This window comes from Kitasatospora sp. NPDC096128 (assembly GCF_040303105.1).
Classification (GTDB): domain Bacteria; phylum Actinomycetota; class Actinomycetes; order Streptomycetales; family Streptomycetaceae; genus Kitasatospora.
On record NZ_JBEOSP010000023.1, the window covers coordinates 69,559 to 83,964 of the forward strand.

The 14,406-nt window shown below is 72.9% G+C and carries 14 protein-coding genes; 5 read left to right on the plus strand and 9 right to left on the minus strand.

The window, feature by feature from the left end; genetic code table 11:
• Positions 1–448: 448 nt before the first annotated feature.
• Positions 449–1,228 carry a class I SAM-dependent methyltransferase gene (locus tag ABTY61_RS24845; RefSeq protein WP_350507256.1) on the minus strand — a complete coding sequence of 260 codons (780 nt, stop codon included), beginning with the start codon at positions 1,226–1,228 and terminating at the stop codon, positions 449–451.
• Between the two features lie 383 nt (positions 1,229–1,611).
• On the opposite strand from ABTY61_RS24845, the gene ABTY61_RS24850 reads away from it, so the two are divergent.
• Entirely contained in the window at positions 1,612–2,040 is a 429-nt protein-coding gene (locus ABTY61_RS24850) for a hypothetical protein (protein ID WP_502895430.1), read from the plus strand.
• A gap of 219 nt (positions 2,041–2,259) precedes the next feature.
• Here the strand turns inward: ABTY61_RS24850 and ABTY61_RS24855 are convergent, their stop codons facing one another.
• Positions 2,260–2,907, minus strand: coding sequence for a TetR/AcrR family transcriptional regulator (locus ABTY61_RS24855; RefSeq protein WP_350507258.1), 648 nt, complete (start codon positions 2,905–2,907; stop codon positions 2,260–2,262).
• A gap of 134 nt (positions 2,908–3,041) precedes the next feature.
• Between ABTY61_RS24855 and ABTY61_RS24860 the strand changes: the two genes are divergently transcribed.
• The 3 genes from ABTY61_RS24860 to ABTY61_RS24870 all read left to right on the plus strand — a co-directional run bounded on the left by ABTY61_RS24860 (position 3,042) and on the right by ABTY61_RS24870 (position 6,222).
• Positions 3,042–4,484 carry an MDR family MFS transporter gene (locus tag ABTY61_RS24860; RefSeq protein WP_350507259.1) on the plus strand — a complete coding sequence of 481 codons (1,443 nt, stop codon included), beginning with the start codon at positions 3,042–3,044 and terminating at the stop codon, positions 4,482–4,484.
• Between the two features lie 45 nt (positions 4,485–4,529).
• A complete protein-coding gene (mca, locus tag ABTY61_RS24865) occupies positions 4,530–5,483 on the plus strand; it encodes a mycothiol conjugate amidase Mca (RefSeq protein ID WP_350507260.1) in 954 nt (317 codons plus the stop codon).
• Between the two features lie 112 nt (positions 5,484–5,595).
• On the plus strand, positions 5,596–6,222 hold the full coding sequence (locus tag ABTY61_RS24870; RefSeq protein ID WP_350507261.1) for a PaaI family thioesterase: 627 nt from the start codon (positions 5,596–5,598) through the stop codon (positions 6,220–6,222).
• A gap of 48 nt (positions 6,223–6,270) precedes the next feature.
• Here ABTY61_RS24870 and ABTY61_RS24875 read toward each other — a convergent pair whose 3' ends face one another.
• The 4 genes from ABTY61_RS24875 to ABTY61_RS24890 all read right to left on the minus strand — a co-directional run bounded on the left by ABTY61_RS24875 (position 6,271) and on the right by ABTY61_RS24890 (position 10,423).
• A complete protein-coding gene (locus ABTY61_RS24875; protein ID WP_350507262.1) occupies positions 6,271–7,269 on the minus strand; it encodes a YdcF family protein in 999 nt (332 codons plus the stop codon).
• Positions 7,270–7,400: 131 nt separating this feature from the next.
• The gene (locus ABTY61_RS24880; protein ID WP_350507263.1) at positions 7,401–8,795 is read right to left on the minus strand and encodes an alpha/beta fold hydrolase; all 1,395 of its coding nucleotides are present in this window, start codon (positions 8,793–8,795) and stop codon (positions 7,401–7,403) included.
• Between the two features lie 163 nt (positions 8,796–8,958).
• A complete protein-coding gene (gene pip / locus ABTY61_RS24885; protein ID WP_350507264.1) occupies positions 8,959–9,921 on the minus strand; it encodes a prolyl aminopeptidase in 963 nt (320 codons plus the stop codon).
• Positions 9,922–9,997: 76 nt separating this feature from the next.
• Complete coding sequence (locus tag ABTY61_RS24890) at positions 9,998–10,423, minus strand: hypothetical protein (protein ID WP_350507265.1); 426 nt, start codon at positions 10,421–10,423, stop codon at positions 9,998–10,000.
• 240 nt (positions 10,424–10,663) lie between these two features.
• Between ABTY61_RS24890 and ABTY61_RS24895 the strand changes: the two genes are divergently transcribed.
• Positions 10,664–10,789 (plus strand): hypothetical protein, encoded by a 126-nt coding sequence (locus ABTY61_RS24895; protein ID WP_350507266.1) that lies wholly within the window; start codon positions 10,664–10,666, stop codon positions 10,787–10,789.
• Positions 10,790–10,954: 165 nt separating this feature from the next.
• Here ABTY61_RS24895 and ABTY61_RS24900 read toward each other — a convergent pair whose 3' ends face one another.
• The 3 genes from ABTY61_RS24900 to ABTY61_RS24910 all read right to left on the minus strand — a co-directional run bounded on the left by ABTY61_RS24900 (position 10,955) and on the right by ABTY61_RS24910 (position 14,364).
• A complete protein-coding gene (locus ABTY61_RS24900; RefSeq protein WP_350507267.1) occupies positions 10,955–11,860 on the minus strand; it encodes a lysophospholipid acyltransferase family protein in 906 nt (301 codons plus the stop codon).
• Positions 11,857–12,693 carry a GNAT family N-acyltransferase gene (locus tag ABTY61_RS24905; protein ID WP_350507268.1) on the minus strand — a complete coding sequence of 279 codons (837 nt, stop codon included), beginning with the start codon at positions 12,691–12,693 and terminating at the stop codon, positions 11,857–11,859. The genes ABTY61_RS24900 and ABTY61_RS24905 overlap by 4 nt, the downstream gene beginning before the upstream one ends.
• A 291-nt stretch (positions 12,694–12,984) precedes the next feature.
• Positions 12,985–14,364 carry a serine hydrolase domain-containing protein gene (locus ABTY61_RS24910; protein ID WP_350507269.1) on the minus strand — a complete coding sequence of 460 codons (1,380 nt, stop codon included), beginning with the start codon at positions 14,362–14,364 and terminating at the stop codon, positions 12,985–12,987.
• Positions 14,365–14,406 lie beyond the last annotated feature (42 nt).

The following is a 14,406-nucleotide window of genomic DNA, read 5'->3' on the forward strand; positions in this document are numbered from 1 at the left end:
GGTCCACCTCGTCGTCGGGGAGCGGAGTCGACACCGCCCGGTAGAGCAAGAGAAGAGACCTCTCGTCGCGGTACCACTTGCCCGTGTCGGTGAGAGAGACGATTCCGTGGTCAACTCCGAATCCACCGCTGGCGACTTCGCAGTAGATCCTTCGCAGCAGCGGCGGCATCGGGCACCCGACCGCGGCTTCGAACTCGTCCGCGGCCTCGACCGGTGCGGGTGGAGGCACCTCGTTGCTGTCCGCTTGGAGCACGGACTCACGGGCGGCTTCCCATGGATGAAGGAGCTCTTCGACCAAGTCGCCGAAATGTACGCGCGAGACGCCAGACAGGGCAGGGTGGGAACAGACCGCACGGGCCCACGTCGGCTTCACAACTCGCCCAACCGGCAGAGCCCTACTGATGTCACGGCCGACCAGGCCCACTCCAGCGCTCTGGGTGAGCAGGAATCAGGCTGGAACGGACCGGATCACAACCAACGAACCTTCGTAGAAAGGTTGCTGCCGCAGGGCGCCGAACCGGGCGTCCCAAGCTCCGCTGTCCAGGTCACCCCGCAGATCCGCGGCGAACCGTTCGCGCGCCCGCTCGTCGACGAAGCTCCACGCCGAGCACGCCTGCCGGGCATCGGGATCGAGCAGCATCTCGGGGCGCGCGTAGTACGCCTCGTTGAAGCCGTCGGTGCAGTCGACGGGTATCGGCACCAGGGTCACCGTCGTATGTCCACCGAGGGCCTCGGTCAAATCCGCGATCGCCGGATAGCGGCGCGCCTCGGTGTCCAGCACCTCCGGCGCGTACTCGTACAGCCAGAAGTCCCGCACGAGATCGGGGTCGCAGGTCAGCACGACCGCTGGGCCCCGCGCCACCCGGCGCATCTCGCGCATCCCGGCCTTGTAGTCGCTCCACTGGTGCACGCTGAACGTGGTCATCGCCGCGTCGAACGAATCGTCGCCGAACGGCAGGTGCTCGGCGACGCCATCGACGGCGGGCGACAGGTGCGCGGGCCGCTGGGCGCGCATCGTCGCCGACGGCTCGACTGCCGTCACCTCCAGCGTTGGGGACTCGTATGACCCTGCCCCGGCCCCGACGTTGACCACCGTGCGCGCCCCACCCAAGGCGGCGGTGATCACCTGCTCGATCCTTGCGTCCGGCTGCCGGTAGGTGGCGTAGCCGCCGCCTATCCTGCCGTAGTCCGCATCTCCTGCGCTGCCGTCCGCCCCGCGTTCGCTCATGATCCAAACCTAGCCACGCCGTCAACACGTCCGTCCCGGCTACCGCGCCCCAGGGTTTTCGACCTGGAAACAGCGTGCGCAGGTTCTCCACTGATCAACCACCAGGTCAATGCCGGCACACCTGAACTCAATTCCTCCCGAGGTCGTTACCTCGATGCCGAGTTCGCCCGGCTGACCGGCGATTGCGATGTCGTCAGGTCTGAACGGCCTTGCCCGCACTGCCACATGGGATTCGCGTGCTCATGGCGACTGTTACAGGACAGTGACGTTCCGCACACAACCGGTGGCGCCGAGTGGGACGTCCTTCACATGACAGCATCCGAATCGCACCGACCGTGCCTTCGGGCCGAACGACCACCTCCCCTGAAAGGGGTGCACCCGTGATCGTCTCCAAGCGGAACTCCATGCGCCTGGCCGCCGTCGCCACCCTCGGCACGCTGCTCCTCGGAGCGGCGGGCACCGCCATGGCGGCCGCCCCGGCCACCCCGGCCGTCGCCGCGACCCCGGTCGCCGCCTCCGCGCCCGCGCCTGCGGTCGTGTCCGCCTCCATCACCGCCAAGCCGTCGGTCGCCTCGGTCAACGCCTGGCAGCTGTTCCGGGTCACCGGCACCACCACCGGCCTCAAGGCCGGCAGCACGGTGACCCTCCAGCAGAAGCAGCACGGCAAGTGGGTCAGCCTGCCGGCTTCCGTGCAGACCACCCGCAACGGCTCCTACTCGCTCGGCGTCAAGCTCGGCATCAAGGGCCTGAACGAGCTGCGGATCATCAGCGGGAACACCGCCTCGCCGGTGTTCACCGTGACTGTGCGCTGATCCGCGCTCCACTGAGCGGGTAAGCGCCGGCGCTTGTTCCGTGGCGCGGGGGCGGGGGCGGCCCGTCCGTACCGCGCGTTTCCCGGCGGCCCGCCGCGTGCAGATTTCTTGCATGCGGCGGGCCGTCGGCGTTCCCGGTGGCGGCACGGTGCGTCTGGGGTGGCGGCGGCGGTCGGGTCGGCCCTGCGTCCTGATGCGCCGACGCTCCCGGGGAACGCCTCAGTCCTCGCGGACGGCGTAGGAGCCGAGTGCGCCCTCCAGCCGGTCGAACGCCCGGACGGCCGAGGGGTGTACGGCTGCGGCGATGGTGGCGTGGTCCTCGCCCGCCAGGGTGCGGCGGAAGATCTCGGCGAGCACGGCCCGGTCGACGGCGGCGAGCAGGGCGGCGGCGACCCTGCTCTCGAAGTCGACGGGTATCGCGTGCACGGCTTCGGCGAGGGCCTCGGCGAGTGCGGCCTCGCCCTGGTCGTTCAGCTCCCGGAGCCGGGCGCCGAGGGCGGGGCTCTCGGCGATGGTGCGGGCGAAGTCCGGGCCGGAGAAGCCGAGTCGGGGGTCGTGGCGGTCGAGCCCGGCCAGGCAGTCGCGGCGGAGTGCGGCGAGGGCGGACTCGCCGGGGGCGCGCCGGGCGACGGCTTGGGCAAGCCGGTCGGCCAACTCCTCGTGCAGGTCGAAGAAGAGGTCCTCCTTGCGCGGGAAGTGGTTGGTGACGGTCATCTTGGCGACCCCGGCGGCCGTCGCGACCTCGGCGATGGTCGTCCGGTCGAAGCCGCGCTCGATGAAGAGCCTGGTCGCGGCGTGCGAGATCGCCTCGCGGGTGCGGCGCTTGTTGAGCTCGCGGAGGTTCGGAGCGGTCCCGGTGTCGGTCATGGCAGCGAGCCTAGCGCAGTTCGCTGGGTCGGTCACAGTAATTAGGCTTGACCTAATCACTGGGTCCGTCCTAAGTTCTCTCCGGGCAGTCGGATCGGCTGCCGGAGGAGCGAGCCCGGGGAGGGCACATGACCATGTCGGTCACGAAAACGGGCGGGCCGGGGGCGGTCGGGGCTGCGCGGCCGGAGCCGTTGCCGCCGGGCCTGATGAAGATGGGCGTGGTGCTCGCGCTGGGCCCGATCCTGGCCCTGCTGGACACCACGATCGTCAATGTCGGCATCGACCCTGTCACGCGTGCCCTGCACAGCTCGACAGCGGCGGTGCAGTGGGTGGCGACGGGGTACTTGCTGGCGATATCCCTGACCATGCCGCTCTCGGGCTGGGCGGTCGGCCGGTTCGGGGCCCGGCGGGCCTGGCTGTCCTCGGTGGTGCTGTTCGTGCTCGGATCCGCGCTGTGCGGCCTGGCCTGGTCGACGGGCAGCCTGATCGCCTTCCGGGTGGTGCAGGGCATCGGCGGCGGGATGATCCAGCCGCTGGGGCAGGCGATCATGGTGCAGGCGGCCGGGCCGTCCCGGATCGGTCGGGTGATGGGCACGCTGCTGCTTCCGGTCAGCCTGGCCCCGGTCCTGGGGCCGATCCTCGGCGGGCTGGTGCTGGATCACCTGGACTGGCGCTGGATGTTCCTGCTGAACGTGCCGGTGGGGCTGTTGACGGTGCTGCTGGCAGCCCGGTGGCTCCCCGTCGCGGACCGGTCCGGACTCCCGGTGCCCCGGCTGGACGTGACGGGTCTGGTGCTGCTGTCGCCCGCGCTGACGGCTCTGGTCTACGGGCTCGCCACGATCGGTGCGGGCGGAGCGGCCGGTCCGGTGGCGGTCGCGACGGGGGCGGTGCTGCTGGTGGCCTACGGGTGGCACGCACTGCGGGTCGGGGGTCGCGAGGGTCGGGCGCCGCTGATCGACCTGCGGCTGTTCGCCCGGCGGGGCTTCGCGGTGGCGACGGCGAACGGCTTCCTGCAGGGCGCCGTGCTGTACAGCTCGATGTTCCTGGTGCCGCTCTACTACCAGCAGGTGGAGCACACCGGAGCGGTGGCGGCCGGGCTGCTGCTCGCGCCGCAGGCGCTCGGCACGGCGGTCACCTCGCTGATCTCCGGCCGAATAGCCGACCGGTTCGCGCCGCGCCCGCTGATCCTGATCGGCATCGGCTGCTCGCTGCTCGGCACCCTCGCCTTCACCCAGCTGGGCCGTGGGGCCGGCCCGGCGGACTGGCTGGTCGTCGGCTCGCTGGCGCTACGCGGAGCGGGCATGGGGATCGTCGTGATCCCCGGCATGGCGGCGGTGTACAGCAGCGTCGACAAGGTCCAGGTGCCCGCAGCCGCCGGAGCGGTCAACGTGCTCAACCGGCTCGGCGGGGCGCTCGGCACGGCGGTCCTGACCCTGGTGCTGCAAGAGGTGCAGGAGGGGCAGCCGGGCAGTGCCGGGGCCGCCTTCGGCACGACCTTCTGGTGGGTGCTGGCCCTGTCGGCACTCTCCATCGCGCCGGCCCTGCTCTACCCGGGCACCGCTCGCAAGCCGGCCTGACCGAGCCCGAATCAGAGATCATTCTGCGTCACCTTGGAGGTACCTGTGTTCACCAAGCACCCCGGCGGCCTGCGTCTGCTCACCGTGCACGCCCACCCCGATGACGAATCCAGCAAGGGGGCGGCCACCCTTGCCCGGTACGCCCTGGAGGGCGTGGACGTCCTGGTCGCGACCTGTACCGGCGGAGAGCGCGGTTCGGTGCTCAACCCGGAGCTGGACCGCCCGGAGATCCGCGCCGACCTCACCCGGATCCGGCGCGAGGAGATGGCGGCCGCGCGTGAGATCCTCGGCGTGCGCCAGCAGTTCCTCGGCTTCGTCGACTCCGGAATGCCGGGCCCGGACGAACCACTGCCCGACGACTGCTTCGCCGCTCAGCCGCTGGAGGCCGCGGCGGCGCCGCTGGTCGAGCTGATCCGGGAGTTCCGTCCGCACGTCCTGATCACCTACGACGAGACCGGCGGGTACCCGCACCCGGACCACGTGATGACCCACAAGGTCGCCGTGGAGGCCTTCGAGGCCGCAGGGGACCGGGAGCGCTACCCGGACGCCGGCGAACCCTGGCAGACGGTGAAGCTCTACTACCACCTGGCGCTCTCCCGGCCGTGGTTCCAGGCGCTGCACGAGGCCATGACGGAGCGCGGGATCGACTCGGCGATGGGCGAGTTGCTCGCAGGGTGGCCCGACACCCCGCCCGTCCTGGCGACCACCACCCGGATCGCCTGTGCCGAGCACTTCGACGTCCGGGACGCGGCGATGCTGGCGCACGCCACCCAGGTCCAGCCCGGCGTCGCGTTCATGGCCCACCCGCGGGACATCGAACGCGAGGTCTGGCCGACCGAGGACTACCACCTGGCGCGCAGCTTCGTCGCAGGGTCCGACGGGCCCAACGGTCCGGACGGTCCTGGCAGAACGGCCGTTGCCGGTGAGGCGGGTGCTGTCGAGACCGACCTGTTCGCGGGGCTGCGGGTGGGCCGGGGAGCCGGGGAGAAGGCGCGATGAGCGAGGAATGAGGAGAAGCCGGGCGGTGCGGCCCATGGCCCGGCCCCGGGGCAGGGAGGGTATGGGCAGGGGAGGGCTTGAATCGGGCCTTCGGAGAGGGCAGGTTGATCTCATGACGAATACTCAGCCGGCTGCGACGTCCGCCCCAGCGCCAGCGCCAGCGCCCACCCTAGCCCCGGCGCCCACCCCAGCCCCGGCGCCCACCCCAGCCCCGGCCGAGGAGCAGCGCCCGGCCGTCCAGGAGCAGCGCACCCGGACCCACACCTGGACGCCCGGTCCGCCGATCGCCGAGTTCTCACACCTCACCGGTGAGGAGATCCTGTCGGAGTGGATCGCCGGGCGGCTCCCGGAGCCTTCGATCTGCAGCACGATGGGTTTCCACCTGACCGAGGCGAAGCCGGGGGTGGCGGTGTTCGAGGGGGAGCTGGGGGACCACCTCCTCAACCCGATGAACACCGTGCACGGCGGGTACCTGGCCACCCTGCTCGACTCGGCGCTCGGCTGCGCCGTGCTGAGCACGCTGCCGGTCGGGGTCGGGTACACCACCACCCAGCTGAACATCCACATGCTGCGCCCGCTGTTCGCCGACTCGGAACTGCTGCGCTGCGAGGGCGTGGTGCTGCACTCGGGGCGGACGATGGCGACGGCGGAGGCCAAGGTGCTCGGCACGGAGTCCGGCAAGCTCTACGCCCACGCCACCACCACCTGCGCGATCCTGGCGCCCCGCCCGGCGGCCTGAGGGCGTCGCACCCACAAGCGCTGTCCGTACGCCGGGGAGCCATGGCTCTCAGAGCGCCGCCAGCACCCCGCAGAGCGCGAGGAGGCCGCAGATACCGAAGTTGATCAGCTTGTGCGAGAGGAAGATCGCCGCGAACTCGCGGATGGTCGCGCTCGGCCAGTAGTACCGGGCGGTGGGCGAGCCGAAGACGTGCCCGTTGACGCCGGTCTTGCGGGCGGTCAACGCCGCCCGGAAGGCATGGAAGTTGTTGGTCACCACGACGCAGCGGTAGTCGGGCTTGGCCTGCTCCATGATGGCCCTGCTGAAGAGCAGGTTCTCCTCGGTTGTGCGCGAGCGGTCCTCCCGCTCGATGTGCTCGGTCGGGAAGCCGCGTTCGACCAGGTAGTCGGCCATCGCGTGGGACTCCGGCAGCTTCTCGTCCGGGCCCTGGCCGCCCGAGGTGATCAGCACCGGCGGGTGGCCGCGTGCGGCCTGGGCCTCGTACACCTCACGGCCCCGGTTGAGCCGGCTGGCCAGCAGCGGGGGGACGCGCTCGCCGCCGATCAGCCCGGAGCCGAGGACGACCACGAAGTCCACGTCCCGGCGCGGCCGGTGGCGGCTGTACAGGAAGGCGTAGCCGACGAAGCAGACGAAGAGGAAGGAGATGTAGCCGACCACCAGGACGGCGGTGCCCGCCAGAATGGCGAGCCGAGGCGAGTGGGTGACGAGGGCGGCGCCCAGCAGTGCGATGACAGCGATGATGCCGAGCCCGGCCAGCAGGGACAGCAGGTTGGCCGGGCGGGTGCCCTCCTTGCGGATCATCGTCACGCCGTTGGCGAGCAGGAACCAGACCAGGGCCACTGTTCCGACGGTGGGCAGCAGGATGATCGCCACCGCCGCGAGCTCCGCCACCAGCGTGGGTGCCTTGCGGAGTTCGGCGAGCAGGGCGAGGGAGAGGAGCGAGACGGCTATGCCGAGCAGCACGGCATTGCTGAACTGGCGGCGGTCGCGCAGCACCCCGATTCCGAACAGCAGGAAGAACAGGGCGGCTGGGCTGTAGGCGAGCATGGGTCGTATCGTAGGGGGAGACGACGTATAGATCATTCGTACGAACGACCCGGACGCCCCAGGCACCCCAGGCGCCGCCGGGGCCTGGCCCCGGGGCCCACGGTGCCCGGGGTATCCGTCGGCCGCTCCCGCTACTTCAGCAGGAAGTCGTACACCGCCTGCCGTCCGGCCGGGTTCGCCGCCCGGTTCTGCACCGAGTGCGCCGCCCCGGGCACGATCACGATCTGCGGGTGGTGCGCCGACTCGGCCTGCTGGTACAGCAGTTCGTACGGTGTGGCGATGTCCCGGTCGCCGCCGAGCAGGAGTACCGGGACGTCGGGCAGTTTGCGGTGCGCTGAGGGCACCGGCGGCACGGGCTCGCGCGGCCAGTCGAGGCAGACCAGGAGACTGCCGAGTCCGGTCGCGGTCGCCGGGTCGAACGGCCAGGTCTGTTCGGGGGTGAGCCGCTGCCGGGTGCGCTCCAGGGCGGCCGCGCGGCCCGCGACCGGGGTGTCGGAGCTGCCCCAGGGGAAGCGGGCGTCGGCGCACAGGGTGGCGGAGTGCAGACCTTGGCTGAGGTCCTCGGCCGGGGCGGCGTCGACCACCCGGTGGACGAGGGCGAAGAAGTCCTGGAGCTTCTTGGGCTGCCCGGCGGCGGCCTCGTGCAGGATCTCCGGGACGCCGCCGTAGTCCGGGTCGATGAACTCGTAGCCGGTGAGCGCGCTGAGGATCTGCGCCCCGTTGCCGTAGCGCCGGACGGTGGCGGCGAGGTCGGCGGCCGGGTCGGTGGTGCAGCCGGTGGCCCGGCAGGCGGCCCGCAGGACCCGTGCGCTCGCGGGCATCGCGGCCAGGTCGAGCGGGTCGAAACCGCTCTGGGGCGCCACCGAGTCGAGCACCAGCCGGGCCACCCGGGAGGGGTGGGCGAGGGCGTAGCGCTCGGCGACGATGGTGCCGTAGGAGACGCCGTCCAGGGTGAGCTGCCGGGCGCCGAGGGCTCGGCGCAGCAGGTCGATGTCGGCGACGGTGTCCGCCGTGCTGTAGTGGCGGGCGTTCGGGCCGAGGGCGGCGGCGCACTCGGCGATGGACTGCTTGCGCGGCACGGCGAGGTCGGAGGAGCCCATGTCCTCCTGGAGGCCGGGACATTGGAGCGCGCCCCGGCCGGTGCCGCGCTGGTCGAACATCACCAGGCGGTAGTCCTTGAGGACGGGCTCCAGCTTGCCCGCCATCTGTCGGATCGAGGAGACGCTGGACTGCCCTGGGCCGCCGGAGAGGAACAGCAGGTCGCCCCGGGGCGCCGTGGTGTTGCCGGTGAGGGCCACCTCGAGATCGAGGGTGCCGGGGGACGCGCCGCTGTGGTCGAGCGGGACGGTGAGGGTCCCGCAGATGAACTCGGGTGCGTTCGGGCAGGGCGCCTGCCCGGTGATCCCGCCGGAGCGGTCCGGTCCGGCCGTGGCGGCGAAACCGGCTCCCGGGGTGGCCAGGGTGGTGCCGGCGACCACCGCGACGGCTCCCAGCAGAGCGGCGACGCGGCCGCGCGTGCTCGTCATGTCTCGTCCTTCCGCTCGCGCCGCGCCCGTGCTGACGCGGTCACGCGATCAGCCTGCGTCCCGGGGCTGTTCGACGGCGAGTGTTCGGAGGGGAGTTGCCGGTGACGAACAGTCAGGACCTCTTCAGGTGAGTCCGGGCGGATCCCGGCGAATGCGGGCGGGCTCAGGCGAAGCGGTCGACGGCCGCGAGGAGGGCCTCGGCCATCTTCGGGCTGCCGGTGTGACCGGCCTCGTCGATCACTGTCAGCCTCGCGTCCGGCCAGGCCTTGGCGAGTTGCCAGGGGGTGTCGAGAGGTCCACCGAGGTCGAGTCGGCCGTGGATCAGCTCGCCCGGGATCCCGGCCAGTCGGTGGGCCTCGCGCAGCAGTTGGTCGTCCGGGAGGAAGGCCCGGTGCGAGAAGTAGTGCGCCGTGATCCGGGTGAAGGCCATCAGGGCGTCGGAGGGGCGGTCGGAGTAGGCGTTCGGTTTGCCCAGCACCTCGTGTGAGATCACCGCGTCCTCCCAGGTGGCCCAGGCCTGCGCGGCGGCCCGCCGGACGCCTTCCTCCGGGCTGTTGAGCTGCCGGCTGTAGGCGGCGAGCAGCTCGAACACGTCGCCGTCCCGGTCGGCGGCGGGCAGGAAGTCGCGGAACTCCTCCCAGGGGCCCGGCAGGAAGCGGCCGACGCCCTGGTAGAGCCACTCGGTCTCCGCGGGGCGGGTCGTGGTGACCCCGCAGATCACGATTGCGGAGACCCGCTCCGGGTGGGCCTGGGCATAGGCGAGGATCAGTGTGGAGCCCCAGGAGCCGCCGTACAGCAGCCACTTGTCGATGCCCAGGTGCTCGCGCAGCCGCTCCAGGTCGGCGATCAGGTGCGCGGTGGTGTTGTGCTCCAGCCCGGTCGACGGGTCGGCGGCGTGCGGCAGGCTGCGCCCGCAGCCGCGCTGGTCGTACTGGACGACGCGGTAGCGCCGCGGGTCGAAGTACCGCCGGGAGCCCGGGTTGTGGCCCGAGCCGGGCCCGCCGTGCACCACCACGGCGGGCTTCCCGTCCGGGGCGCCGGAGGTGTTCCAGTGGATCCGCTGCCCGTCGCCGACGTCCAACAGGCCCTGGGCGTGCGGTTCGTCGTGCTGGTAGGGCTCGGGCATCGGGAACTCCTCCGTGGACGTTCGGACGGGGCGCCGGGTGAGCCTACCGGGCGTCGGGGCGATCAGAGTCCGATATTCAGAGCCCGGTATTCAGCCCGAAGGCGGTGTCGAAGGAGGCGTAACAGACGCAGAGGAACAGCCAGAGGCCGAGCGCGCCTGTGATCCCGGCGGTGATCCGCCCGAGTTGGCTGCGCTGTTCCTTCGGTCGGCGCCGGTGGCGGATGCCATGGACGAGGCCGAGCAGACCGAGGGCGGCGAGTGCGTACCCCGCGCCGGGGCTGGCCCGGTGGAGAGTTCGGGCGAGGAAGAAGGCCCCCGCCAGCGAGGCCGTGGTGAGGGCGAGGAGCATCACCCCGCCGACGGCCTCGAGGACGAACTCGCCGAGGCAGCCGGCCGAGTCGCGGGCGAGGCCGGTGGCCAGGCCGACCTGACCGCCGGGGACGGGCGTCGGGTCCCCGGGCTGGTGCCCCGCTGGTTCCTGCGCCGACTGCTGCTCGGTCATGCCCCGCCGCCCCTTTGCCTGCCCTTTGCCTGATGGGCATGGTAGCCGACCGGCGTGGCTGCGCCGCTGGTCAGCGGCGGTCGGGCGGCAGCAGGGCGGCCGGTCCGTCGAGGACGCGCTGGACGCAGAAGTCGAAGCGGGCGTCCATGTCCGGGCCGGTGATGTGGTCGGCGAGGCCCGTGAGGTTGGGGTACTGCTCCGGGGGCAGGCCGCCTGGCGCTGCGCTGCGGCTCGGCGGCGTTGGCCGTCACCGCCGTGCTGGTCGCGGTGCTGGTCGCGGTGTTGTTGGGCCGGGCCCGTCCGCTCGTCCAGGCCGCTCCCGGCGCACCGCAGCCGGCGGAGCCGGCCGGGGCCCGCTCCGCCTGAGCGGCACCGGCCAGGCGGAGTTCGGGCGGAGTGCGGTCGGAGTGCGGTCGGAGTGCGGTCGGAGTTCGGGTGGAGTACGGGTGGAGTACGGGCGGGGTCTCGTAAGGGCTTTTCGTACGGGCTTTCGTACCGGATTCCGCACGGCGCGTCGGTGGTGTCGCCGCCTCAGCGGATGCCCTCCACCGCCTCCTGGGCTGCCCGGGCCAGCTCCCGCCGGGCGCCCGCCCGGGTGGGCTGCGGTCCGGGTGGCGGGATCGGCGGAAGGAAGGTCACCTCGGCGACCAGCCCGCGCACCGCGACCACCCGGGCGAGCGAGGTGAGCAGCCCGTCGTCGCCGATGAAGGCGGGCGCGCTGGTCGGCCGCCCGTCCGCGAGCCGGTAGCGGATCGTCACCGGCTGGACGAAGGCGCCCGCCTCGACCGCGGCCTGGAACAGGGCCGGCCGGAAGCGTCCGCTCTCCCGCCCGCACCAGGTCGACCCCTCCGGGAAGACGATCACCGGGTGCCCGGAGCGCAGCACCTCGGCCACCGCGGCCACGGTGTCCGGGAGCGTGCGCAGCCGGTCGCGGTCCAGGAACACGGTGCCGCCCCAGGCGACCAGCGGCCCGAGCACCGGCCACCGCCGGACCTCGGTCTTGGCCAGCGACCGGCCCGGGCGACCGGCCGCGAGCAGCGGGATGTCCAGCCAGGACACGTGGTTGGCGACCACCAGCGCCCCGTCGGCGCCGACCGCCCGGCCGCCGACGGCCTGCCCGCCGACGGCCCCGGACGACCCCGCCCGCCCGCCGGTCCGGGCCGTCCCGGCCGTCGCACGAACCCCGGCCGTCCGGGCCGTCCCGAGGTGGACGGTCACCCCGAGGCTGCGCAGCACCACCCGGGCCCAGAGCCGGGTCAGCCGGTCCCGGGCGCCATAGGGCAGCAGGCGCACCGGCAGGCTGAGCAGCACTCCGGCCAGCACCGCCACCAGGCAGCCGGTCAGCCGCAGCACCCGCCGGGGGTGCGAGACCTCCGGTGCGCGTTCGCCCAGGCAGGTCTCCGGCCGGCAGGGCGCGGTCGGCAGCCAGACGCTCATGACGGGGTGCCCGGGGCGGCCGCTCCGGACAGGAAGTGCCGCAGGTAGCGCGGGTCGGTGCGCTCCAGCGACAGCAGGACGTACAGGTCGGCGCAGTTGAAGTCCGGGTCGTGGGCGGGCTCGCCGCAGACCCAGGCGCCGAGCCGCAGGTAGCCGCGGAGCAGGGCGGGCAGGGCGCCGCGCTCGGCGCGCGGCACGCCGGTGGCGTCCCAGCGGCGGTGCGGGGTGACCCGGTACTCCTCGGGGGCCAGGTACTTGGCGCTGACGGTGTCCCAGACCCGGGCCGCGGTGGCGCCGCCGTCCTCCAGGTCGATGGAGCAGCAGCCGCCGACCCAGGTGTTGCCGGTGTCGGCGAGGTAGCGGGCGATGCCGCCCCACATCAGGTTGATGACGGCGCCGTTGCCCCGGTGGTCGGGGTGGATGCAGGAGCGGCCGAGCTCGACCAGGCCGGGCCGGACGGGTGCCAGCGCGGAGAGGTCGAACTCGTTGTCGGAGTACAGCCGTCCGGCCCGGCGGGCGGCCTCGGGGCGGAGCAGCCGGTAGGTGCCGACGACGGCGCCGTCCTGGCCCTCGCGGACCAGCAGGTGGTCGCAGTACTCGTCGAAGGGGTCGACGTCGAGTCCGGCGACGGGGCTGCGCAGGACGGCCCCGAGTTCGGCGCCGAAGACCTGGTGGCGCAGCCGCTGGGCGGCGCGCACGTCGTCCTCGTCGCGGGCGAGGGAGACGGTGTAGGCGGCCGGTGCCGGGGCCGGCCGGGTGCGGGGTGCGGGGACCGCCGGGGCGTCGTGGGTGGGGGCGACTGCGGACGGAGCGTACGTGGGGACGGTGGTCATGGCGGACCCTCCAGGGCAGCACGATCGGCGGTGCCGTGGATCACCAGGGCACCGTCCCGGCCCGCAGGGGGTGGTGCATCGGGCGCGGACCGGTCCCCGTATGTGTCTCCAAGCCGGTTGGCATTCACGTTGCGGCCCGGAGGAGCGCAGATGTGCACCTGTTGAATGGGACCACCCGTGGCGGGCCTTGGCCTGCCGGTCACCTGCCCGGCACCGGGCGGTCGTTCGTCCGAGGTGGACAACGGGGGCGCGCGCCTGCATCGTGCGCGCCCCCGTGCGGTGCGCCGGGGATCAGAAGGCCTGCCAGCCCCGCGGGTCGACGCCGCCCGGGACGGCGCCGTCCGGCCCGTACGGCTCGCGGGTGTGGACGAAGGAGCCGACGTCCAGGTGGCTGACCGTGCCGTCGGGGTGCCGGACCACCCGCAGGGTCTCGCCCGCGTAGTAGTTGTCCAGGCCGAGCCAGCTGCCGTCCGGCTGCGGCCGGAAGCGGGAGCCCCGGCCTCCGCCGGCCAGCGGGGTCAGCTCCAGGACGCCCTCGGCGCGCAGCCGCAGCATATTGGGCGCGGCGCCCCAGTACCAGGGGCCGGTGAGCGCCAGCAGCTCCTCGTCCACCTCGGACAGCGGGCGCCAGGGTGCGGGCAGCCGGGGCTCGTGGGTGGCCGTGATCTCGATCAACTGGGCGGTCAGCAGTGGGGTGTTGACGGCGCCGGTGGCGTTGGACAGGGCGAAGGCGGCCAGGCCGTCCTCGGGGCTGACCCACAGGCAGGCCGTGAAGCCGGGCATCGAGCCGGTGTGGCCGTACAGCACCCGGCCCCCGTGGCGGCGCAGTTGCAGGCCGAGGCCGTAGCCGGAGGTCCAGTCGGCGTCATCCGGGCCGACCGCGGGGCGGCGCATCTCGGCGAGGGTATCGGGCGTGAGCACCTTGCCGTCGCCGGCGGCGAGGAAGGCCGCCCAGCGGGCCAGGTCGGCACCGGTGGACCAGAGTTGGCCGGCCGGGCCCATCAGGCCGGTGTCGGTGAGCGGTTCGGGCAGCATGACGTCGGCCCACGGGTGGACGGCGAAGCCCCCGGCGTGCGGGTGCTCGGGCAGCAGGGTGGTGCGGTCCATGCCGAGCGGGGCCAGCACCTCGCGGCGCAGCACCTCGCCCCAGGGCTCGCCGCGCAGCCGCTCGACCAGGGCGCCGAGCAGCGCGTAGCCGGGGTTGGAGTAGTGGTGGCGGCGCCCGGCCGGGTGCTTGAGCGGGCTCGACTCCTCCAGCAGGTCGCCGAGTTCGGGCCGCAGCGCGCCGTCGGTCCGCTCCCACCAGGGCTGGGGCGTCTCGGCGGCGAGCCCGCCGGAGTGCGCGAGCAGCTCGGCGACGGTGACGGCGTCGGCCGGGGTGCCGGGCAGGTGGCGGCCCAGCGGGTCGGCCAGGTCGAGCAGGCCCTCGTCGCGCAGCCGCAGCACCAGCACCGCGACGAAGGTCTTGGTGAGCGAGCCGATCCGGTACTGGACGTCAGGGTCCGGCGCGTGTCCCTCGACCATGCTGCGGGCACCGCTCCACACCGGCCGGCCGTCCCGCACCACCCCCGCCAGCAGCGAGGGGGTGCGGCCCTCGGCCTGGGCGACGGCGACCCGGTGCAGCAGGGCGCGTCGGGTGGTCGGCAGCAGCTCGTCGGGCAGATCGGTCATGTGATCATTTGTCAGCATGCTGGGGACCCTAGCCGACCGGAC

Excerpts from the sequence above, each read along its gene's own strand:
- ABTY61_RS24845 (WP_350507256.1), bottom strand. The coding sequence starts at position 1,228 with ATGAGCGAACGCGGGGCGGACGGCAGCGCAGGAGATGCGGACTACGGC.
- ABTY61_RS24855 (WP_350507258.1), bottom strand. The coding sequence starts at position 2,907 with ATGACCGACACCGGGACCGCTCCGAACCTCCGCGAGCTCAACAAGCGC.
- ABTY61_RS24860 (WP_350507259.1), top strand. The coding sequence starts at position 3,042 with ATGTCGGTCACGAAAACGGGCGGGCCGGGGGCGGTCGGGGCTGCGCGG.
- ABTY61_RS24870 (WP_350507261.1), top strand. The coding sequence starts at position 5,596 with ATGACGAATACTCAGCCGGCTGCGACGTCCGCCCCAGCGCCAGCGCCA.
- ABTY61_RS24875 (WP_350507262.1), bottom strand. The coding sequence starts at position 7,269 with ATGCTCGCCTACAGCCCAGCCGCCCTGTTCTTCCTGCTGTTCGGAATC.
- ABTY61_RS24880 (WP_350507263.1), bottom strand. The coding sequence starts at position 8,795 with ATGACGAGCACGCGCGGCCGCGTCGCCGCTCTGCTGGGAGCCGTCGCG.
- pip (WP_350507264.1), bottom strand. The coding sequence starts at position 9,921 with ATGCCCGAGCCCTACCAGCACGACGAACCGCACGCCCAGGGCCTGTTG.
- ABTY61_RS24890 (WP_350507265.1), bottom strand. The coding sequence starts at position 10,423 with ATGACCGAGCAGCAGTCGGCGCAGGAACCAGCGGGGCACCAGCCCGGG.
- ABTY61_RS24900 (WP_350507267.1), bottom strand. The coding sequence starts at position 11,860 with ATGAGCGTCTGGCTGCCGACCGCGCCCTGCCGGCCGGAGACCTGCCTG.
- ABTY61_RS24905 (WP_350507268.1), bottom strand. The coding sequence starts at position 12,693 with ATGACCACCGTCCCCACGTACGCTCCGTCCGCAGTCGCCCCCACCCAC.
- ABTY61_RS24910 (WP_350507269.1), bottom strand. The coding sequence starts at position 14,364 with ATGACCGATCTGCCCGACGAGCTGCTGCCGACCACCCGACGCGCCCTG.